Annotated in this window: 17 protein-coding genes; 8 read left to right on the forward strand and 9 right to left on the reverse strand. The window is 72.3% G+C overall.

From position 1 onward, the window contains the following. Window positions 1-17: 17 nt before the first annotated feature. The 3 genes from M6I34_RS12505 to pcaB all read right to left on the reverse strand — a co-directional run bounded on the left by M6I34_RS12505 (window position 18) and on the right by pcaB (window position 3234). Window positions 18-524, reverse strand: coding sequence for a TRAP transporter small permease (locus M6I34_RS12505; protein ID WP_272486005.1), 507 nt, complete (start codon window positions 522-524; stop codon window positions 18-20). Window positions 525-534: 10 nt separating this feature from the next. Then, a complete protein-coding gene (pcaDC, locus tag M6I34_RS12510; RefSeq protein WP_272486006.1) occupies window positions 535-1752 on the reverse strand; it encodes a bifunctional 3-oxoadipate enol-lactonase/4-carboxymuconolactone decarboxylase PcaDC in 1218 nt (405 codons plus the stop codon). 84 nt (window positions 1753-1836) lie between these two features. Next, on the reverse strand, window positions 1837-3234 hold the full coding sequence (pcaB, locus tag M6I34_RS12515; RefSeq protein WP_272486007.1) for a 3-carboxy-cis,cis-muconate cycloisomerase: 1398 nt from the start codon (window positions 3232-3234) through the stop codon (window positions 1837-1839). A gap of 172 nt (window positions 3235-3406) precedes the next feature. On the opposite strand from pcaB, the gene M6I34_RS12520 reads away from it, so the two are divergent. The 6 genes from M6I34_RS12520 (at window position 3407) to M6I34_RS12545 (ending at window position 10116) form a co-directional block, all read left to right on the forward strand. Next, on the forward strand, window positions 3407-4744 hold the full coding sequence (locus M6I34_RS12520; protein WP_272486008.1) for an aromatic ring-hydroxylating oxygenase subunit alpha: 1338 nt from the start codon (window positions 3407-3409) through the stop codon (window positions 4742-4744). Then, window positions 4741-6183 carry a glutamine synthetase family protein gene (locus tag M6I34_RS12525; protein ID WP_272486009.1) on the forward strand — a complete coding sequence of 481 codons (1443 nt, stop codon included), beginning with the start codon at window positions 4741-4743 and terminating at the stop codon, window positions 6181-6183. Before M6I34_RS12520 ends, M6I34_RS12525 begins: the two co-directional genes overlap by 4 nt. After that, on the forward strand, window positions 6183-6506 hold the full coding sequence (locus M6I34_RS12530) for a 2Fe-2S iron-sulfur cluster-binding protein (protein WP_272486010.1): 324 nt from the start codon (window positions 6183-6185) through the stop codon (window positions 6504-6506). The genes M6I34_RS12525 and M6I34_RS12530 overlap by 1 nt, the downstream gene beginning before the upstream one ends. Window positions 6507-6612: 106 nt before the next feature. After that, window positions 6613-7653 carry a TRAP transporter substrate-binding protein gene (locus M6I34_RS12535; RefSeq protein WP_272486011.1) on the forward strand — a complete coding sequence of 347 codons (1041 nt, stop codon included), beginning with the start codon at window positions 6613-6615 and terminating at the stop codon, window positions 7651-7653. 138 nt (window positions 7654-7791) lie between these two features. Continuing rightward, on the forward strand, window positions 7792-9120 hold the full coding sequence (locus tag M6I34_RS12540; RefSeq protein ID WP_272486012.1) for a flavin-dependent oxidoreductase: 1329 nt from the start codon (window positions 7792-7794) through the stop codon (window positions 9118-9120). Window positions 9121-9162: 42 nt separating this feature from the next. After that, on the forward strand, window positions 9163-10116 hold the full coding sequence (locus M6I34_RS12545) for an EamA family transporter (protein WP_272486013.1): 954 nt from the start codon (window positions 9163-9165) through the stop codon (window positions 10114-10116). A gap of 31 nt (window positions 10117-10147) precedes the next feature. Here M6I34_RS12545 and M6I34_RS12550 read toward each other — a convergent pair whose 3' ends face one another. Further along, window positions 10148-10819, reverse strand: a complete 672-nt coding sequence (locus tag M6I34_RS12550) for a glutathione peroxidase (RefSeq protein ID WP_272486014.1) — start codon at window positions 10817-10819, stop codon at window positions 10148-10150. 127 nt (window positions 10820-10946) lie between these two features. On the opposite strand from M6I34_RS12550, the gene M6I34_RS12555 reads away from it, so the two are divergent. After that, entirely contained in the window at window positions 10947-12164 is a 1218-nt protein-coding gene (locus tag M6I34_RS12555) for an MFS transporter (RefSeq protein ID WP_272486015.1), read from the forward strand. 33 nt (window positions 12165-12197) lie between these two features. On the opposite strand, the gene M6I34_RS12560 is transcribed toward M6I34_RS12555, so the two are convergent. The 3 genes from M6I34_RS12560 to M6I34_RS12570 are packed head-to-tail and all read right to left on the reverse strand — an operon-like array spanning window position 12198 to window position 14991. Continuing rightward, on the reverse strand, window positions 12198-13127 hold the full coding sequence (locus tag M6I34_RS12560) for an acyl-CoA thioesterase (protein WP_272486016.1): 930 nt from the start codon (window positions 13125-13127) through the stop codon (window positions 12198-12200). A gap of 35 nt (window positions 13128-13162) precedes the next feature. Continuing rightward, window positions 13163-14281 (reverse strand): malate/lactate/ureidoglycolate dehydrogenase, encoded by a 1119-nt coding sequence (locus M6I34_RS12565; protein WP_272486017.1) that lies wholly within the window; start codon window positions 14279-14281, stop codon window positions 13163-13165. Between the two features lie 2 nt (window positions 14282-14283). Beyond that, entirely contained in the window at window positions 14284-14991 is a 708-nt protein-coding gene (locus M6I34_RS12570; RefSeq protein WP_272486018.1) for a fumarylacetoacetate hydrolase family protein, read from the reverse strand. Between the two features lie 160 nt (window positions 14992-15151). On the opposite strand from M6I34_RS12570, the gene metH reads away from it, so the two are divergent. Then, the gene (gene metH / locus M6I34_RS12575; protein ID WP_272486019.1) at window positions 15152-19006 is read left to right on the forward strand and encodes a methionine synthase; all 3855 of its coding nucleotides are present in this window, start codon (window positions 15152-15154) and stop codon (window positions 19004-19006) included. On the opposite strand, the gene M6I34_RS12580 is transcribed toward metH, so the two are convergent. Together M6I34_RS12580 and serA are read right to left on the reverse strand one after the other, a co-directional pair. Next, on the reverse strand, window positions 18936-20180 hold the full coding sequence (locus M6I34_RS12580) for an MFS transporter (protein WP_272486020.1): 1245 nt from the start codon (window positions 20178-20180) through the stop codon (window positions 18936-18938). The two genes, metH and M6I34_RS12580, sit on opposite strands and share 71 nt — an antisense overlap. A gap of 76 nt (window positions 20181-20256) precedes the next feature. Beyond that, entirely contained in the window at window positions 20257-21498 is a 1242-nt protein-coding gene (gene serA / locus M6I34_RS12585) for a phosphoglycerate dehydrogenase (RefSeq protein ID WP_272486021.1), read from the reverse strand. Between the last annotated feature and the right edge of the window lie 137 nt (window positions 21499-21635).

Genomic DNA, 21635 nt, shown 5'->3' on the forward strand with positions numbered 1-21635 from the left:
GGTCCTGGGGCCGCGCGTCAGCGGGCCGGCTGCGCGAGCTCGTCCTCGTCGCCGGACGGCATCGGCCCGACCGCCTGCGCCAGCGCGATGATCGCGGTCAGGGCCAGCGGCGGGACCATCGCGAGGAAGGCGATCCACTCCGGGAACTGCAGCAGCATCGTCACCGAGCCCGACTCCTTCGCGCTGATGCCGCCCAGCAGCGTGCGCCAGGCCAGCAGCCCGCACATCGCCGCCAGCAGCAGGCAGCCGATCCGGTCGAGCAGCGTACGGGTGCGGGCGCTGGCGCGGGTGGTGAAGAAGTCGACGATGATGTTGCCGCGGCGAAGCTGGCACAGCGGCATGAAGGCCGCTACCGAGAAGGCCATGCCGACCTGAACCAGCTCGAAGTCGCCGAGCAGGGCCGAGCCGAAGAACTGCCGGGACACGATGCTGCCGCAGGTCACCACGGCCACGCCCATCATCACGATGCCGGCGAACAACGCGCACAGGCGCGCCGGCCACTCGAAGATGCGAAGGCCGGTCATCGGGCCGGCCTCAGCCGCGCACCGGGCGGGTGTTGCGCAGCACCGCCTGCGCGCGATGGAAGGCGGTGTTGGCCGCCGGCACGCCGCAGTAGATCGCGCATTGCAGCAGCAACTCCTCGAGCTCCATGGTCTCGAGCTCGTTCTGCAGTCCCGCGCGCAGGTGCAGGTCGAACTCCTCCCAGCGGCCCATCGCGATCGTCGCGGCCAGCACGATGATGCGGCGCGTGCGATCGTCGAACACCGGACGGGTCCAGATCTCGCCCCACGCGTAGCGGGTGATCATCTTCTGGAAGCCGGCGTTCAGCGGATTGAGCGCCTTCAGCCGCGCGTCGACGTAGTCGTGGCCCAGCGCCTCGCGGCGGCGCTCCAGGCCCAGCTCGAAGCGCGCGGCCTCGTCCATCGGCGCCGCGGCCGGTGGCCACTGCGGCCCCGGGCCGGGCTCGGCGAGCGGCGCGTCGCCGCAGAATCGCGCGACCAGGTCCACGAAGCGCGCCGGTGCCTCGACGTGCGGAATGTGCGCGAGCGGCAGCTGGACATGGCGCGCGCCGGGCACCGCGGCCACGATCGCCTCGCCCATCGCCGGCGGCGTGGACTGGTCGTCGGGGCAGGTGACCACCAGCACCGGCGCCGCGATGCGCGGCAGCTCGGGGCGCAGGTCCATGTCGCGGATCGCCGCGCAGCAGCCGGCGTAGCCGGTCGGGTCGACCTGCAGCAGCGTGCGGCGAACCGAGTGGAAGCGCTCGTCGGCGCGCGCCACGAAATGCGGCGTGAAGAAGCGCCCGAGCGCCATGTCGGCGATCGCGGCCATGCCGCCCTCGCGGACCTTCGCGATGCGCTCGGCGAAGCCTTCGGGCGCGGTCTTCGCGGAGGTGTTCGACAGCACGAAGCGCTCGAAGCGCTGCGGCGCGTTGGCAGCCAGCCACATGCCGATCATGCCGCCGATCGACACGCCGCAGTAGTGCGCGCGCTCGATGCCGGCCGCGTCCATCGCGGCCAGCACGTCGCCGGCCAGCATCGCGATCGTGTAGTCGCCGGCGCTCGCCTCGGAAGCCCCGTGGCCGCGCTTGTCGATCCGCAGCACCTTGAAGCGGCGCAGCAGGCCGGGCATCACCGGCTCCCACAGCGTGAGGTCGGTGCCCAGCGAGTTCCCCAGGACCAGCGCCGGCCGGTCGGGATGGCCGTCGAGCCGCCAGTGGATGCGCGCGCCGTCGCGTTCGATGAAGGGCATCTTGTCTCCGTCCTGCTCTCTCGTTGCGCCCGCGAGTATGCCTGCGCTCGCCCGTGAACGAAAATCCCGTTCGCCGGGAAGCGCTCAGTCGCCCGCGCGCTGCGCGCGCCAGTCGGCGAGCACCGCCTCGAGCATCGCGGTGGCGCCGGTCAGCTGCGCGGCCGGGTCGAAGAGCGCGTCGAGCGTGCCGGGCGCCAGCGCGGCAGCCGCCTCGGGGTCGGCCTCCAGCGCTTCGCGAAGCGGCGTGCCGGTGTCGATCGCCCGGTTGCATATCCGCTCGACCAGTGCCGCCGCGGCCGGCCTGCCGAGCGCGCCGGCCAGCTCGATCGTGACCGCTTCGGCGAACACGAAGCCGCCGGTGCGGTCGAGGTTCTCGCGCATCCGGGCCGGATCGACCCTCAGGCCGGCGGCCACTTCGATCATCGCCTCGACCGCGCTGCCGGCCGCTTCGAACAAGTCGGCCAGCACGAAGCTCGCGTTCTGCCAGCTCCCCAGCCCGCGCTCGTGCTCGGAAACCAGCTCCGCGAGCAGGGTGCCGGCCAGCGCCGGCGCGCGGAACGCGGCTTCGAGGGCCAGCATCGCGCCGACCGGGTTGCGCTTGTGCGGCATCGCCGACGAGCCGCCGCGTCCCTCGCCGGCCGGCTCGAAGGCCTCGCCGACCTCGGGCTGCATCAGCAGCGACACGTCGCGTCCGATCCGGGCGGCGGCGCCGCAGACCATCGCGAGCTCGGCGCCGATGCGCGCCACGCGATCGCGCGCGCCGTGCCAGCTCGTGGCCGGCCCGGGCAGCCCGAGCGCCTCGGCCAGCGCCCGCGCGAGCTGCGGCGCCGCGTCGCCCAGCGAGGCCAGCGTGCCGGCGGCGCCGCCGAACTGCAGCACCGCCTGCTCGTTCACGGCGCGGGCGAGAAGCGTCCTGGCGCGGGCGACCTGGTCCAGCCAGCCGGCCGCCTTCCAGCCGAAGCTGACCGGCAGCGCCGCCTGCAGCAGGGTGCGGCCGGTGATCACGGTGTCGCGATGTTCCTGCGCGAGCGCGGCCAGCGAGTCGCCCAGCTCGACCAGCATCGCGTCGAGCTCGCGCGCGGCGTCGCGGGCCAGCAGCATCGTCGCGGTCTCGATCACGTCCTGGCTGGTGGAGCCCAGGTGGACGTAGCGCGCGGCCTGCGGCGAGCTCGCCGCGACCTCGGCGGTCAGCCGCTTCACGAAGGGGATCGCCAGCGTGCTCGCGCGCCGCGCCTGGGGAGCGAGCGTGGCCGGGTCGAAGACGGACTGCAGCAACGCGGGGTCGGCCGCCAGCCGCGCGCAGGCGTGGCCGATGGCGTCGGCCGCCTCGCGCGGCACCAGCCCGCAGTCGGCCTGGGCGCGGGCCAGCGCGGCCTCGAAGCGCAGCATCGCGGCGAGCAGCGCCGCGTCGGAGAGCAGCGGCCCCAGGCGGGCGCCGGCCAGCATCGCGCGCAGGCCGGCCATCGATCTCACGGCGGTCATCGGGGTGTCGTCGCGGAACAGGGTCCGGTCGAGTCTACACGAGGGTTTCGCGCCGGATGCCGTGCTAGAGTCGCCGCATCGATCGTGGAACAGGAGGCAGCGCCATGGTGTCGCGCAGGCAGCCCCATGACGTCGCGGCAGGCAAGGCCATGACGTCGCGGAGGGCCGCGCCATGATGTCGCGCGAGCAGAACGACCGGATCTCGCGGGTCGGCCCCGGCACGCCGGGCGGGCGGCTGTTGCGCCACTACTGGCAGCCGGTGGCGCTGCTCGACGAGTTCGACACCGCGCGCGTCGGCCCGCGCCCGGTGAAGGCGGTCCGGGTGCTAGGCCAGGACTTCGTCCTGTTCCGCGACGAGCAGGACCGCTGGGGCCTGCTCGATCGCGACTGCCCGCACCGCGGCGCCGACCTTGCCTACGGCCGGCGCGAGGACGGCGGCCTGCGCTGTCCCTTCCACGGCTGGCTGTTCGACGTCGACGGCCGCTGTCTCGAGACGCCGGCCGAGCCCGAGGGCAGCAGGCTGTGCGACCGGATCCGCCAGCGCGCCTATCCGGTCCGGGTGATGGCGGGGGCGGTCTGGGCCTGGCTCGGCGAAGGCGAGCCGCCGGCCTTCCCGGCGCTCGACTGCTTCGTGGCGCCCGACTCGCACGTGTTCGCGTTCAAGGGGCTGTGGGACTGCAACTGGCTGCAGTCTCTCGAGGTCGGCATCGACCCGGCCCACGCCTCGTTCCTGCACCGCTTCTTCGAGGACGAGCAGCCCGGCGAGCAGAGTTACGGCCGGCAGTTCCGCAGCGCGTCGAGCGACTCCGACCTGCCGATGACCAAGGTGATGCGCGAGCACTATCGGCCCGAGATCTTCGTGGAGCCGGCGCCGCACGGGCTGCAGCTCACCGCGCTGCGGCGGATCAGCGACACCGCGACCCACGTGCGGATCACCAACCAGGTCTTTCCGCAGGCCTTCGCGATCCCGCTGTCCGACGAGATGACGATCACCCAGTTCCACGTGCCGGTCGACGACTACAGCAACTACTGGTTCGCGTTCTTCACCAGCTTCGGGGCGCCGGTCGACAAGGCGCTGATGCGCGAGCAGCGGCTGAAGATGCACGAGCTTCCCGAGTACCGGCCGCGCGCCGGCCGCGACAACCAGTACGGCTTCGACCCGCGCGAGCAGCTGACCCAGACCTACACCGGCATGGGCGCCGACATCAACGTGCACGACCAGTGGGCCTGCGAGTCGCAGGGCCCGATCCAGGACCGCACCCGCGAGCACCTCGGCACCACCGACAAGGCGATCATGGCCTACCGGCGGATGCTGCTGAAGGCGATCGAGACGGTCGAGCAGGGCGGCATGCCGCCGGCGTGCGGCGACGCGGCGCAGGCGGAGGGCCTGCGCGGCCCGGTCACGATGGACGCGATCGGGCCCGGCGGCAGCGTCGAGGCGCTGCGCGAGTTCGGGCGGGGCATCGATTCGCGCCGCCGCGCGCGGGCCAGCTGGGGCGCTCGCCTATGAGCTTCGTCGAACGCCACGGCCTGCGCGACCAGGCCGGGCAGGCCGCGGCGGCGCAGGTCGCCGAGCGGATCCGCGCCGAGGGGCTGGAAGTCGTGCGCGTCGTCTTCGCCGACCAGCACGGGCTGCTGCGCGGCAAGACGCTGGTGGCCGCCGAGGCGATCGGCGCGCTGCAGGCCGGCGTCGGCCTGGTCGGCACCAACCTGCTGAAGGACAGTTCCGACCGGACCGCCTGGCCGGTGTTCACGCCGGGCGCCGGCATGGGCAGTCCGGAGTTCGAGGGCGCTTCGGACGTCGTCATCGTTCCCGACCCGCTCACCTTCCGGGTGCTGCCGTGGAGCCCGCGCAGCGGCTGGATCCAGTGCGACGCCTGGTTCACCGACGGCCGGCCGGTGCCCTTCGACACGCGCCGGGTCTACCGCGACGCGCTCGCCCGGCTGGCGCAGGCCGGTTACGACTACAAGGTCGGCCTCGAGGTCGAGTTCCACGTCTACCGGATCGACGATGCGCGCATCGCGCCCGAGCGCAGCGGCTGGCCCGGCGAGCCGCCGCAGGTCAGCCTGCTCAACACCGGGTATCGCCTGCTCGCCGAGCAGCGCTACGACCAGCTCGAGCCGGTCGTCGAGCTGCTGCGCGGCCCGCTGCTGGAGCTCGGCCTGCCGCTTCGATCGATGGAAGTCGAGCTCGGCCCCAGCCAGATCGAGTTCGTGTTCGGCGCGATGACCGGCATGGACCCGGCCGACGCGATGGTGCTGTTTCGCAGCGCGACCAAGCAGGTCCTGCGCAGGCACGGCTATCACGCGACCTTCATGTGCCGGCCCAGGCTGCCGAACGTGATGTCCTCGGGCTGGCATCTTCACCAGTCGCTGGTCTCGCGCACCGACGGCGGCAACGCCTTCGCCGGGGCCGGCCGCACCCCCGACGATTGCCTGACGCCGACCGGCCGCCATTTCCTCGGCGGCCTGCTCGCCCACGCGCGCGGGGCCTCGGTGTTCGCGACCCCCACGATCAACGGCTACCGGCGCTTTCGCGCGAATTCGCTGGCGCCGGACCGCGCCACCTGGGGCTGCGACAACCGCGGCGCGATGGTCCGGGTGATCGGCGGCGGCGGCGATGCGGGCACCCGGCTCGAGAACCGGGCCGGCGAGCCGGCCGCCAATCCCTACCTGTTCATGGCCGCGCAGGTCCACGCCGGCCTCGACGGCATCGCGCGCCGGCTCGACCCCGGGCCGTCGGCCGACACGCCCTACGAGGCGAACGCGCCCCTGCTGCCGCGCAGCCTCGAGGAGGCGCTCGCCGCGCTGCGCGAGGACCGGGTCATGGTCGAGGCCTTCGGCCAGCCGGTCGTCGACTGGTACACCCGCATCAAGCGCGCCGAGATCGCACGCTTCGAGGCGGAAGTCACCGACTGGGAACACCGCGAATACTTCGAGATGTTCTGATGCCCGACGTTCACTTCATCGCCGACGACGGGACCGAGACCGTGCTCGACGTCTACCCCGGCAACAACCTGATGATGGCCGCGGTCTTCGACGGCATCCGCCAGATCGAGGGGATCTGCGGCGGCTGCCTGTCCTGCGCGACCTGCCACGTGTACGTCGACGAGGCCTGGCTCGGCCGCCTGCCGCCGCCGTCGTCCGACGAGCTGCGGATGCTCGACGAGGTCGCTGCCGAGCGCAGGCCGAACAGCCGTCTTTCCTGCCAGATCGAAATGCGCGAAGATCTCGCGGGGATTGTCGTCCGGATGCCAGACCGGCAGTCCTAGCCGACTAGAATCGACCGTGCCCGGCACCGAACGGGCTCGCGCGGCATCGCCGCCACGACGACCCGGGGCAGCAAGCCCGCGGGCAAACACCGAAGGAGACAGATCGATGAAGCTTCGCCGCACCCTGTTCCGGACTGCCCTGGCCGCCGGACTGGCCGCCGCCGTGGCCATGCCTGCCATGGCCCAGCAGGTCACGCTGAAGTTCCACACCTTCATGCCGCCGCAGTCGAACGTCTGGCTCGACATGCACGTGCCGTGGATGGACAAGATCGAGAAGGAGTCGGGCGGCAAGATCAAGTTCGAGCGCTATCCGGCGATGCAGCTCGGCGGCACGCCGCGCGACCTCTACGACCAGGCCAAGGACGGCGTCGTCGACATCGTCTGGACCCTGCCCGGCAACACGCCGGGCCGCTTCCCGCGCATCGAGGTGTTCGAGCTGCCCTTCATGATGACGAACGCCGAGGCCACGTCCAAGGCCTACTGGGAGTACGTGCAGACCTACGCGAAGGACGAGTTCAAGGATGTCCAGCTGCTCGCGGTCAACGTGCACGGCCCGGGCGTGATCCACACGAAGAGCAAGCAGGTGAAGACGGTCGAAGACCTGAAGGGCCTTAAGGTCCGCGGCCCGACGCGCTTCATCACCAAGATGCTCGGCGAGCTCGGCGCGACGCCGGTCGGCATGCCGCTGCCGCAGATCCCCGACGCGATGTCCAAGGGCGTGATCGACGGCGCGGTCATCCCCTGGGAGGTCGTGCCGGCGGTCAAGGTCAACGAGCTGGCGAAGTTCCACGCCGAGTTCGACCCGGCCGGCGGGGCGCTCTACACGACGACCTTCGTCGTGGCGATGAACAAGAAGAAGTACGACTCGCTGCCGCCCGACCTGAAGAAGGTCATCGACGACAACTCCGGCATCGAGGCCTCGGGCTGGCTCGGCAAGGTCCAGCAGGGCAACGACCCGAAGGGCCGCAAGACCGCCGAGACGCCGCGCAACACGATCTACACGCTGTCGCCCGAGGCCGCCAAGGCCTTCCAGACGGCCGCCGCCGACGTGGCCGACGCCTGGGTCAAGGAGATGGACAGCAAGGGCTTCAAGGGCAAGGAGCTGCTCGAAGGCGCCAAGACGCTGATCAAGAAGCACACGAAGTAAGCCGGCTCGCCCGGCCCGGTTCGCGGGGCGCCCTGGGGCGCCCCGTTTTCGCTCCAGGGCCGGATCCGGGCGGCCGCCGCCTCGCCGGCGCTCCATCGGCTAAGCTAGGCGCACATTCTCGGCCCGGCAGACTCGAACGTGAAAGTCCTGATCGTCGGAGGCGGCATCGGCGGCCTCACCCTTGCGCTGATGCTGCACGCCCGCGGCATCCGGCCGCGCATCGTCGAGGCGGCCGTCGAGGTCAAGCCGCTCGGCGTCGGCATCAACGTGCAGCCGAGCGCAGTGGCCGAGCTCGCGATGCTCGACCTGCTCGATCGGCTCGACGCGACCGGCGTGCGCACCGCCGAGGTCGGCTACTACAACAAGTTCGGCCAGCACATCTGGACCGAGCCGCGCGGCGTGGACGCCGGCTACGCGGTGCCGCAGTTCTCGATCCACCGCGGCCGGCTGCAGATGCTGCTGTTCGATGCGGTGCGCGAGCGGCTCGGCGAAGCCGCCGTCGCGGCCGGCGTCGAGGCGGTCTCGGTCGAGCCCGATGCGGGCAGGGTGGTGCTGCGCGACCGGCGCGACGGCGGCACGCGCATCGAGCAGGCCGATGCGATCGTCGCGGCCGACGGCATCCACTCGGCGGTGCGCCGCCAGTTCTATCCCGACGAGGGCCTGCCCCGGTACTCGGGACGCATCCTCTGGCGCGCCACCAGCTACGACAGGCCCTGGCTGACCGGTCGCACGATGGTCATGGTCGGCCACGCCGACCAGAAGCTGGTCGCCTATCCGATCACGATGCCCGACGCCGAGGGCCGCTCGCTGCTGAACTGGATCGCCGAGCTGCGTGTGCCCGGCGACACGCCGCCCAAGGACGACTGGAATCGCGAGGTGCCCAAGAGCGTGTTCGCGCCGGCCTTCGCCGAGTGGAAGTTTCCCTGGCTCGACGTGCCGAAGCTCTTCGACGGCGCGGAGCGGGTGTTCGAGTTCCCGATGGTCGACCGCGACCCGCTGCCCCGCTGGAGCTTCGGGCGCGTCACGCTGCTCGGCGACGCCGCGCACCCGATGTACCCGATCGGCTCGAACGGCGCCTCGCAGGCGATCCTCGATGCGCGGGTGCTGGCCGACGAGCTCGAGAAGGCGGCCGCCGACCTGGCGGCCGGCGCTGCGGGCGGGGCGGCGGCCGGCGAGGCGCAAGGGCAGGCGCCGGCGGCACCGATCGAGCGGGCGCTGAAGGCCTACGAGGCCGACCGCCTGCCGAAGACCGCCCGGATCGTTCTGGCCAACCGGGGCCATGGGCCCGACCACGTGATGCAGATCGTCGAGGAGCGGGCGCCGAACGGCTTTCGCCACGTGCACGACGTCGCCTCGCACGATGAGCTGGTCGCGATCGCCGCGCAGTACAAGGCGATCGTCGGCCTCGAGATCGAGACGGTCAACGCCAGGATGAAGGCCTGGCAGCAGGCGCGCGAGCGCGGCTGAGCCGCCGCGCCAGACCGCCTCCTTCGCCCGGGACCCTTCGCGATGCCCGCCACCGCGCTCGCGCTGGTCGTGGCGGCCGCGTTCCTGCACGCCGGCTGGAACCTGTGGATGAAGCGCTCGGGCACCGGCGGCGGCATGGCCTTCGTCTGGGGCACAACGGTCGTCGCCACGATCGCCTTCGCGCCATTCGTCTGGCTGGCGGGGGCCTTCGGCGCGGGGCCGGCCGGGGCTGGCACGGGCGCCGCGGCCGCGTCGATGGCGCCGGCGAACGGGGCCGCCGTCGCGCGGCTCGCCGACTGGGGGGGCGGCGTGTGGTTCGCGGTGGCCGCGAGCGTCGTCGTCCACACGCTGTACATGCGGGTGCTGCAGCGGGCGTATGCCGCCGGCGACCTGTCGATCGTCTACCCGGTGGCCCGCGGCACCGGCCCGCTGCTCGCCTCGGTGGCCGCGATCCTGCTGCTCGACGAGCCGGCGCGGCTCGCCTCGTTCGCCGGCCTGGCGCTGGTGGTGGCGGGCACCTTCACGATCGCCGGGGGCGGTGCGATCCTGCGCGCGGGCGCCTCGCCGGCGGTCGGACACGGCCTGCGCTGGGGCCTGGCCACCGGCGTGCTGATCGCGACCTACACGGTCAACGACGGCCGCGCGGTGGCGGCGCTGGGCGCCGATCCGCTCGTCTACTACTGGGCCGTCTGCGTGGGGCAGGCCGTGCTGCTCGCGCCCTGGATCGTGTGGTCCGTTCCCGGCTGGCGGGCGCTGCTCGCCCGGTCGTGGCGGGTGGTGCTGGGCGTCGGCGTGCTGTCGCCGCTCAGCTACCTGCTGGTGCTCGAGGCGATGCGGCTGGCGCCGGTCAGCGTGGTGGCGCCGGCGCGCGAGCTGTCGATGCTGGTGGCGGCGCTTGCTGGCGCGATCCTGTTGCGCGAGGGGCAGCTCGCCCGCCGGCTCTCGGGATCGGCGCTGATCGCATCGGGGGTGGCGCTGCTCGCCGCCGGCGCCTGAGAACGTGTGAATGAATCTACTGCGCCGTTCGCTAGCGCCGGGCGAGCTCGCGCTCGATCGCGGCGACCAGCGCCGGGTCGTTCGGCTCGACCGCGCTGCGGAAGCTGGCCACCGGCCGGCCCTGGCGGTCGACCAGGTACTTGTGGAAGTTCCAGCGAGGCGCCTCGCCGGTGGCCTTCGCCAGCGCGGCGTGCAAGGGGTTCGCCTGCGGGCCGGTGACCTGCGACTTCACGAACATCGGGAAGCGCACGCCGTAGGTGTCGAAGCACAGCTGGGCGATCTGCTCGCGGCTGCCGGCTTCCTGGCGGAAGTCGTTCGACGGGAAGCCCATGATCACGAGCCCTCGCGACGCGTACTTCGCGTGCAGCGCCTCGAGCCCCTCGTACTGCGGGGTGTAGCCGCACCGGCTGGCGGTGTTCACGACCAGCAGCACCTTGCCGGCGTACTGGCACAGCGACTGCGGCTTCTCGTCCTGCAGCCGGTCGAAGCTGTGGCGCAGCAGGGGCGGACAGGCGGCGTCGGCGGGTGCGGTGGGCGCGGTGGCTGGCGCGACACCCGCTCCCGCGCCGGCAGCCTGGGCCGATGCGGCAGCCGGGACGGCCAGCGCGACGAGCAGGCCGGCGAACACGCGGGCTAGCGGGTGTGCGAGGGGGCGGGCAAGCGGGTGAGCGAGCGCGCGCAGCAGGGACGGGGTCGGCGTCATTGGGGGCGGGCTCCGTTCTTCGGGCGGTCGTTTCCATATTGTCGCCCGGCGAAGCGGTCCCTTTCGGCACGGGCCTCAGCCGGCCTGTCCGCTGCGGTAGCATCGCGCGCACGATGAGCGACTTCGCATGAACCCCGCCTTGCCGGACGAACGTTCGCTGCGCGCCGCGATCCGGGCGCTCACCTTCGGCAACTTCGCGATCGGCACCGGCGTGATGGTCGTCGTCGGCATGCTCGACCTGATCGCCGAGGGCCTGCGGACCTCGGTGCCCACGGCCGGCCAGCTGGTCACGATCGGCGCGCTGGTCACCTGCATCGGCGCGCCGCTGACCGCGGCGCTGACCTCCCGGATCGACCGGCGCAGCCTGCTGGTCGGCAGCCTCGCGCTGAGCGGCCTCGGGCACCTGCTGTCGGCGCTCGCGCCGGGTTTCGGGCTGCTCGCCGCGGTGCGGGCGGCGACGATGGTGCAGGCGGCGATCTTCACGCCGCAGGCCGCCGCCACGATCGGCTCGATGGTGCCGCCCGAGGGCCGGGCGCGCGCGGTGACCGGCATCTTCATCGGCTGGTCGATCGCATCGGTGATCGGCATGCCACTGGGGAACCTTGTGGGCACCCACTTCGGCTGGCGGGCCGGATTCGGCGTGGCGGCGCTGCTGAACCTGGCTGCTTGCGCCTGGGTCTTCGCGACGATCCCTCGCGGCCTCAGGACGCCGGCGCTGTCGCTGTCTTCGTGGGGCGACGTGGTGCGCAATCCGCTGCTGACCGGGGCGCTGGCGGTCACCCTGCTCGGCGGCGCCGGCCAGTTCACGCTGTCGGCCTACATCGCGCCGGCGCTGAAGCTCGCGACGCAGGCTTCGGCCGAGGCCGTGGCTGCGGTGATGGGGCTGTTCGGCCTCTTCGGTGTCGCCGGCAACCTGTGGATGATCCGGCAGATCGGCCGCCGTGGCCCGGATCGCAGCGTCGACACCGCGATTCTCGCGATCGTCGTCGGCCTCGGCCTGGCGGCGCTGCTCACGCTGGCCGTGGCCTGGCTGCCTGCCGCGACCTGGCCGCTGCTGCTGGCCAGCGGCGTGTTCTGGGGGCTGGGCTGCTTCGCGATGAACTCCGCGCAGCAGGCGCGGCTGGCCGCCTTCGCGCCGGCGCTCGCGTCGGCGTCGATCGCGCTGAACACCTCGATGATCTACGGGGGGCAGGCGATCGGCGCTGCCGCCGGCGGCGCGGTGATCGCGGTCGCGGGCATCGGCCCGCTGCCCTGGGCGGCGGTCGCGCTGATGCTGGCCACGCTGTGGCTGTCCAGGCGGGTCGGCGCGCGGGCGGCCGTCGCGCGGATGCAGCCCCGCGCATAGGGCGGGCCAACCGCGGCGCGCTTGCGCGGTGGCCTACCGCGCCGCCGGCGCCTGCGCGTCGTCGCCGGCCAGGTCCGCGTCGGGCGCCACGCCGAGCAGGGCCACGGCCTCGCGCACGCTCATCCCGATCGACAGCCCCGCCGCTTGCGCCCGCGGGTTCAGGTGGCTGAGCACGCCGCGCTCGTAGCCGTCGCGGGCCTCGCCGATCCGGGCCGACTCGTGCGCGTAGCAGCCGCAGGCCACGCCGATCTCCTCGAGCAGGTCGAGCGCCACGATGCCGGCCTTGTCGCGACCCACGCCGGCGTCGTTCAGGAAGACCGCGCGCGGCCGGACCGGCGCGCGCAACACGAAGCCGGTCGAGGACAGCCCGCCATGGGAGCCGGACACGATGATGCCGTCCCGGCAGCTCTCGTCGATCGACGTGATCGTGTCCAGCAAGTGAAGGCGCCTCTCGCCTCCGGCCGGCTCGCGCGACGCGCTTGCGTCCGCCGAGCCCGGTGCGGGGGGGGCGGCGGCCGACATGGCAGCGTCCGCCGACTGGGGGGCGTCGTCGTCGAACAGCGCCCGGAACCAGCCGGGGATGGCCAGCGCGCGCAGCCGCCGCGGGTCGTCCGGATGCGGCACCCCGATGAATCGGACCTCCCAGCCCTCGGCGAGCAGCGTGCCGTCGCGCATCGCCCGGTGGGAGATCCGGAAGGTCTTCGCGCTCCATCGCTCGATCGCCGAGTGGATCTCGATCCGCTCGTTGTAGCGGGCCGGCGCCCGGAACGCGGCGCCGGCGTCGACCAGGGGCCCGAGCACCCAGCCGTGCTCGCGCTGCATCGCGTCGTGGCTCTGGCCTGCCGCGTTCAGCAGCGCGTGCGTGGACGCGTCGAACCAGCGGAAGAAGTTCGGGTAGAACACGATGCCGGCCGGGTCGCAGTCGCCGAACCCGACCAGCACCGGGAACACCAGGGTCTTCATCGGCGGTGCCTCGCGCAGCCCGTCCGGATCCGGGCTCAGGCCCCGCCTGCCTCGAGGTCCAGCGCCGACAGCGGCCCGGGCGAGCGGCCCTTCGCCGCCTCGACCAGCCGGGCGGATTCGTCGAGCTGGGCCATCGTGCCGGCGTCGATCGGCACCGCCGCGGCGCGCTCGCGCCTGGCGATGCGCTCCGGGTCGCCGGGCATCAGGATCGCCTCGCTGCCGTCGGCCAGCGGCGCCGACTCGACCCACTCGACGAAGTCGCGCACCTCGCGCTCGAAGTGCGCGCCGGTGCCCATGCGGGCCGGGTCGAACACGATCGCGAGCATGTTGTTCCAGATCGCGTGGCGGGGCGGGAAGTTGGCCGGCACCGCGGTCTCGCCGCCGGTCAGCGCGCCGCCCAGCACCTCGCAGACCATCGCCAGCGCGTAGCCCTTGTGGGCGGCGAAGGTGCGCAGCGCGCCGAGCCGGCCTTCCTCGCCTTCCTGCGGCTCGAACATCACCGCCGGATCGTTGGTCGGACGGCCCTGGGCGTCGATCAGGCAGCCGTCGGGAACCGGGACCCGCTTGTTGTAGGCCACCCGCACCTTGCCGTGCGCGATCGCGCTGGTCGCGAAGTCGAGCACCAGCGGCTCGCCGCTCGCGCGCGGGATGCCGACCGTGAACGGGTTGGTCAGGAAGCGTGCCTGCGCGCCGCCGTGCGGCGCGACCATCGCGCCGTTGGACACCGCGTTGGTGAAGTGCACCGACACCAGCCCGGCGGCCACCGCCTGCTCGGCCCAGTGGCCGACCCGGCCCAGGTGGTGGGAGTTCTTCAGGCCGAGCACGCAGGTGCCGTGCTGCCGCGCCCGCTCGATCGCCAGCGCCATCGCCTGGTGGGTCACCGACTGGCCCATGCCGCGCCGGCCGTCGACCGTGACGATGCCGCCGCCGTCGGTGACGACGGCGATCTCGCGGTTCAGCTGCAGCTCGTCGTTCAGGAACGAGTTCACGTAGCGCGGCACCATGCCCACGCCGTGCGAGTCGTGCCCGCTCAGGTTGGCCGCGACCAGGTGGTCGGCGGTCAGCCGGGCCTCGCGTTCGGACGACCCGGCCGCCAGCCACAGGTCGACGACCCACCGATGCAGCGCATCGGGAGCGATCCGGTGCTCGGCCATCGTCAGACCAGCCGGATCTTCAGCCCGCCGACGCCCTGGACCTCGCCCTCGAGCAGGTCGCCGGCCACGACCGCGGCGACGCCCTCGGGCGTGCCGGTGAAGATCAGGTCGCCGGGCTTCAGCTCCCAGTACTTGGACAGGTGCTCGATCGTCTCGGCGATGTTCCAGATCAGCTTCGACACGTCGCTGGACTGGCGGGTGGCGCCGTTGACCTTCAGCGAGATGCCCGCCTGCGACAGCGGCTGCCCGCCGGCCGCGACCTCGGCCGCCTTGCGGATCGGGCCGATCGGCGCCGAGTGGTCGAAGGCCTTGCCGATCTCCCACGGCCGGCCCAGCTTCTTGGCCTCGCCCTGCAGGTCGCGGCGGGTCAGGTCGAGCCCGACCGCGTAGCCGTAGATGTGCTTGCCCGCGTCGGCCGCGGCGATGTTCCGGCCGCCGGTGCCGATCGCGACGACCAGCTCGATCTCGTGGTGCAGGTCGCTGGTGCCCGGCGGGTAGGGAACGTCGGCGGTGCTGCCTTCGGCGACGACGACCAGCGCGTCGGCCGGCTTCATGAAGAAGAAGGGCGGCTCGCGGCCGGTGAAGCCCATCTCCTTGGCGTGCTCGACGTAGTTGCGGCCGACGCAGTAGACGCGATTGACCGGGAAGAGGTTGCTGGTGCCGGCGACCGGCACTGCCGCCTGCTCGGGCGGCGTGATGACGTAGGACATCGGGGCTCCGCTGCTTGTCCGGGGGTTGCGGGAAGAAGCCGATAGGTTATCAGCCGCAGGGGGCGCCCCGGGAGCGCGAAAAGACCGGATCGGGCGCCGGAAGGGGGCGCAGACCCGGGGTCGGACGGTAAAATGGAAGGTTCCCTCGAAGGAACCCGCGATGAACCCGACCGAAGCCCGCCTGCGCGAACTGCTCGAGCGCCGCATCCTGATCCTCGACGGCGCGATGGGCACCATGATCCAGCGCTACCGGCTCGACGAGGCGGCCTACCGGGGCGAGCGCTTCGCCGACCTCGCGCAGGACGTGAAGGGCAACAACGAGCTGCTGTCGCTGACCCAGCCGCAGGTCATCCGCGAGATCCACGAGCAGTACCTGGCCGCCGGCGCCGACATCGTCGAGACGAATACCTTCGGCGCGACCTCGATCGCCCAGTCCGACTACCGGCTGGCCCACCTGGCGGCCGAGATGAACCTCGCTTCGGCCCGGTTGGCCCGCGAGGCCTGCGACCGCTACTCGACCCCCGACAAGCCCCGCTTCGTGGCCGGCGCGATCGGCCCGCAGCCCAAGACCGCGTCGATCTCGCCCGACGTCAACGACCCGGGCGCGCGCAACGTGAGCTTCGACGAGCTGCGCGAGGCCTACGCCGAGCAGGTGCGGGCGCTGATCGACGGCGGCGTCGACATCCTGCTGGTCGAGACGATCTTCGACACGCTGAACGCGAAGGCCGCGGTGTTCGCGATCGACGAGATCCTGTCCGAGCGCGAGGCCCGGGGCCTGCCGCGCCTGCCGATCATGATCTCGGGCACGGTCACCGACGCCTCGGGCCGCATCCTGTCGGGCCAGACGGTCGAGGCCTTCTGGAACTCGCTGCGCCACGCCCGGCCGCTGACCATCGGCCTGAACTGCGCGCTCGGCGCGGCGCTGATGCGCCCCTACGTGCAGGAAATCTCGGAGAAGTGCGACACCTTCGTCTGCGTGTACCCGAACGCCGGCCTGCCCAACCCGATGTCCGAGACCGGCTTCGACGAGACGCCCGAGATCACCGCCGGGCTGCTGCGCGAGTTCGCGCAGGCCGGCTTCGTCAACGTGGCGGGCGGCTGCTGCGGCACCACGCCCGAGCACATCGCCGCGATCGCGAAGGCGATCGACGGCCTGCCGCCGCGCCGCGTGCCGGCGCGCCCGCCGGCGCTGCGGCTGTCGGGGCTCGAGGCCTTCAACGTCGACGAGTCCTCGCTGTTCGTGAACGTGGGCGAGCGCACCAACGTCACCGGCTCGAAGGCCTTCGCGCGGATGATCCTGGCCGGCCAGTTCGACGAGGCGCTGGCGGTCGCGCGCCAGCAGGTCGAGAACGGCGCCCAGGTCATCGACGTGAACATGGACGAGGCGATGCTCGACTCGGCCGCCGCGATGACCCGCTTCCTGAACCTGATCGCTTCCGAGCCCGACATCGCGCGCGTACCGATCATGATCGACAGCTCGAAGTGGAGCGTGATCGAGGCCGGCCTGAAGTGCGTGCAGGGCAAGGCGATCGTGAACTCCATCTCGCTGAAGGAAGGCGAGGAGGAGTTCGTTCGCCAGGCCACGCTGTGCCGCCGCTACGGCGCCGCGGTGATCGTGATGGCCTTCGACGAGCAGGGGCAGGCCGACAGCTTCGCGCGCAAGACCGAGATCTGCGCGCGCGCCTACCGGGTGCTCACCGAGAAGGTCGGCTTCCCGGCCGAGGACATCGTCTTCGACCCGAACATCTTCGCGATCGCGACCGGCATCGAGGAGCACGACCACTACGCGGTCGACTTCATCGAGGCCACCCGCTGGATCCGCGAGAACCTGCCGCACGCCAAGGTGTCGGGCGGCGTGTCGAACGTGTCGTTCAGCTTCCGCGGCAACGACCCGGCGCGCGAGGCGATCCACACCGTGTTCCTGTACCACGCGATCCGCAACGGGCTCACGATGGGCATCGTCAACGCCGGCATGGTCGGCGTGTACGACGACATCGAGCCGGAGCTGCGCGAGCGGGTCGAGGACATCGTGCTCGACCGCATGCCGGCGCTCACCGCCGAGCGCGCGCGCTTGCAGGCCGCCGTCGACTCCGGCGACGCGGCGGCGCGCGAGGCCGCGCAGGCGGCGCTCGACGCCGAGGCCGCCAAGAGCGCCACCGAGCGGATGATCGAGTTCGCCGCCACGCTGAAGGCCGGCGGCGCCAGGAAGGAAGAGGACCTCGCCTGGCGCGCCGAGCCGGTCGAGAAGCGGCTGGCGCACGCGCTGGTCCACGGCATCACGACCTTCATCGTCGAGGACACCGAGGAGGCGCGCGCCGCGATCGCAGCGCGCGGCGGCCGGCCGATCGAGGTGATCGAGGGCCCGCTGATGGACGGCATGAACGTCGTCGGCGACCTGTTCGGCGCCGGCAAGATGTTCCTGCCCCAGGTGGTGAAGTCGGCGCGCGTGATGAAGCAGGCGGTCGCCCACCTGATCCCTTTCATCGAGGAAGAGAAGCAGCGGCTGGCCGAGGCCGGCGCGGACATCTCGTCGAAGGGCCGCATCGTGGTCGCCACCGTGAAGGGCGACGTGCACGACATCGGCAAGAACATCGTGTCGGTCGTGCTCCAGTGCAACAACTTCGACGTGGTCAACATGGGCGTGATGGTCCCGTGCTCGGAGATCCTCGCGAAGGCCAAGGAGGAGAACGCCGACATCGTCGGGCTGTCCGGGCTGATCACGCCCTCGCTCGAGGAGATGGCGCACGTCGCGAAGGAGATGGAGCGCGACCCCTGGTTCCGCGACCGCAAGATCCCGTTGCTGATCGGCGGCGCGACCACCTCGCGGGTGCACACCGCGGTGAAGATCGCGCCGCACTACTCGGGGCCGGTCGTCTACGTGCCCGACGCCTCGCGCTCGGTGCCGGTCGCGCAGAACCTGATGTCGCCCGAGCACCGCGAGGGCTGGCTCGCGAGCCTGCTGGCCGAGTACGAGCGGGTGCGCGAGCAGCACGCGGCGAAGAAGGGGCCGGCGCTGGTCACGATCGAGCAGGCGCGCGCCAACCGCGAGCCGATCGACTGGCTGCACGGCGGCGCCGGCGGCGGCCGGTACGCGCCGCCGAAGCCGAAGTTCGTCGGCCGGCGCGAGTTCCGCAACTTCGACCTGGGCGAGCTCGCGCAGTACATCGACTGGGGCCCCTTCTTCCAGACCTGGGACCTGCACGGCGCCTTCCCGGGCATCCTGAACGACGACACGGTCGGCGAGTCGGCGCGGCGCGTGTTCTCCGACGGCAAGACGATGCTCGAGCGCATCGTGGCCGGGCGCTGGCTGACCGCCAACGGCGTGGTCATGTTCCTGCCGGCCAACTCGGTGGGCGACGACATCGAGCTCTACACCGACGAGCGCCGCACTCAGGTCGCCCTCACCTGGCACAACCTGCGCCAGCAGACCGCCAAGCGCGAGGGCGTGGCCAACAAGTGCCTGGCCGACTACGTGGCGCCGAAGGAGATCGACGGCAGGCCCTCGGGCATCGCCGACTGGGTCGGCATGTTCGCGGTGACCGCCGGCATCGGCGCGCAGAAGAAGGAGAAGGAGTTCCTCGCGCTGCTCGACGACTATTCGGCGATCATGTTCAAGGCGATCGCCGACCGGCTGGCCGAGGCCTTCGCCGAGTGCCTGCACGCCCGGGTGCGCCGCGACCTGTGGGGCTACGCGGCCGACGAGCAGCTGTCCAGCGAGGACCTGATCCGCGAGCGCTACCAGGGCATCCGGCCGGCGCCCGGCTACCCGGCCTGCCCCGAGCACACGGTCAAGCGCGCGATGTTCGACGCGATGCGCTGCGAGGAGATCGGCATCACGCTGACCGAGAGCCTGGCGATGGATCCGGCCGCCAGCGTCAGCGGCTTCTACCTGTCGCACCCGCGCGCCGAGTACTTCAACGTGGGTCCGATCGGGGAGGACCAGCTCAGGGACTACGCGGCGCGCTCTGGTCGGCGCGAGGACGAGCTGCGCGGCGCGCTGGCCAGCTTGCTCTGAGCATCACCGCGCCCGACACCAGCGGCAGCGCGGCCAGCGCCAGGTAGGCGCCGCCGTAGGAGCCGCCCAGGCGGATGATCTCGGCGAATGCGACCGGGCCGCTCATGCTGCCCGCGAAGGTGATGAACTGCGAGGCGCCGGCCAGCGTGGCCATGTCCTTGCCCCCGGCCTGGCGCGCGAGCTCGGCGAAGAACACGCCGTTCCAGCCCATGATCGTGGCGGCGCAGGCGACCGCCGCCAGGATCGCCAGGCCGGTGCCGGCCGATTCGCCCAGCAGCGCCAGGCCGGCGCAGGCCAGGCCCATGGCCACGCCCAGCACCCCGAGCAGCAGGCCGGAGCCGACCCAGCGATCGGCCACGTGGCCCCAGCCGATGCGCGACAGGGTGCTAACCACCTGCGAGCCGGCGAGGATCGCGGCAGCGGTGGCGAGCGACTGCCCGAGCTCGAGCTTCAGGTAGGACACCAGGAAGGTGGTGAAGCAAAGCTGCGTGAACGCGAACGAGAACGAGGCCAGGCTCAGCCGGCGCAGCGCCGGGTCGCGCAGCACCGTTGCCAGGCCGGCGAGCCAGGAGCCGGTCGCGGCGGCCCCGCCGGCGCGCGGCGCCACGGCCCCGGCCGGCGGCTCGAGCTTCGCCACCAGCGGCCGCAGCGCGAGCGCCAGCGCTACGCAGGCGGCGGCGGCCAGCGCCATGGCCGGGCGCCAGCCGAGGGCCGCGAAGCCCAGCGGCATCAGCAGCCCGGCGCCCGCCACGCCCAGCGGCACGCCGGTCTGCTTGATCGAGAAGAACAGGCCCCTCCTGTTCGCGGGCGCGTGCCGCGCGAGCAGGCTCGAGGTGGCCGGGTTGATCATGCCGTAGCCGATGCCGACGGTGACGGCGGCCAGCAGCAGCGCCGCCGGCTGCCCGAGCGTGACGGCCAGCGCGCCGAGCGCGCACGACGCCATCGCGACCTGCGACAGGCGCACCGCGCCGATCCGCGCGGCCCAGCCGCCGCTGCCCAGGCCGGACAGCATGGCCGCCAGGTACGCCACGCCGACGAAGACGCCGACCCGGTCGGCGCCGTAGCCCAGCGTGGGTGCCACCGCGGGCGCCAGCACCGACGGCGCGGTCAGCACCAGCGTGGCGAGGGTCTGGACCGCGAGCGTGCCGGCCAGCGTGGCGAGCGCAGGGCTCATGCCCTGGTCCGGCGCCAATGCCGGCCGGCCGGCGCTGCGCAGGCGCGCCGCTCGCCGATCGCCGGCTGGCGCGGCATCAGTAGAGGATCCGGCAGCGGATCGTGCCCTCGATCGCGCTCAGCTCGTCGAGCGCGACCTGGCTCGCGTGGCCGTCGATGTCGATGACCACGTAGCCGACCAGCGCGTTCGTCTGCAGGTACTGCGCCGACACGTTGATGCCGGCGCGCGAGAAGCGCTCGTTGATGTTCGCGATGATGCCGGGCACGTTTCGGTGGATGTGCAGCAAGCGGCACTTGCCGGTGTGCTCGGGCAGCGACACCTCGGGGAAGTTCACCGCCGACACGGTGGAACCGTTGTTGCTGTAGCGGATCAGCTTCTCGGCGACCTCGCCGCCTATGTTGGCCTGCGCCTCGGCGGTCGAGCCGCCGATGTGCGGCGTGAGGATCACGTTGTCGAAGCGGGCGAGCGGGGACTCGAAGCGCGAGTCGTTCCCCTTGGGCTCCACCGGGAACACGTCGATCGCCGCGCCGGCGAGGTGGCCGCTCTCCAGCGCCGCGGCCAGCGCGTCGATGTCCACGACGGTGCCGCGCGAGGCGTTGATCAGCAGGCCGCCGCGCTTCATGCGCGCGAGCTGCGGCGCGGCGATCATGTTCATCGTGGCCGGCGTCTCGGGCACGTGCAGCGTGACCGCGTCGGCCTCGGCGAGCAGCGCGTCGAGCCCCGGCGCCTGCCGCGCGTTGCCCAGCGGCAGCTTCTTCTCGACGTCGTGGAAGAGGATCCGCATGCCGAGCTGCTCGGCGAGGATGCCGATCTGCGTGCCGATGTGCCCGTAGCCGACGATGCCCAGCGTCTTGCCGCGCACCTCGAAGGAGCCGGCCGCGCTCTTGTCCCAGCCGCCGCGGTGCAGCGTGGCGTTCTTCGCCGGGATGCCGCGCATCAGCATGATGATCTCGCCGAGCACCAGTTCGGCCACGCTGCGGGTGTTCGAGAACGGCGCGTTGAACACCGGGATGCCGCGCCGGGCGGCGGCGTCGAGGTCGACCTGGTTGGTGCCGATGCAGAAGCAGCCGATCGCGCTCAGTTTCGGCGCCTGCGCGAGCACCTCGGCGGTCAGCTGCGTGCGCGAGCGGATGCCCAGGAAGTGCGCGCCCTCGATCGCCGCGGCCAGCTCGGCGCCCGACAGCGCCTTTGCGTGGGTCTCGACGCTCGTGTAGCCGTCGGAGCGCAGCGCCTCGACGGCCGACGGATGGATGCCTTCCAGCAGCACGAACTTGAGCCGGTCCTTGGGGACGGACAGGCGGGGCGGCGCAGCGTTCATCTCGCGGGCTCGCGGTCGAGGGGAAACCCATGATGATACCCAGCCGGGGGCGCCCCTCCGGGCGTCGTGGAATGCGCGGGGCCGCGGACCAGCCTGTCTCCTTGCGCGCAGCCGACCGCACTGCAGCATGCATGCCT

Origin of the sequence: Zeimonas sediminis, from assembly GCF_023721795.1 — a bacterium.
GTDB classification, from domain to species: Bacteria; Pseudomonadota; Gammaproteobacteria; order Burkholderiales; family Burkholderiaceae_E; genus Zeimonas; species Zeimonas sediminis.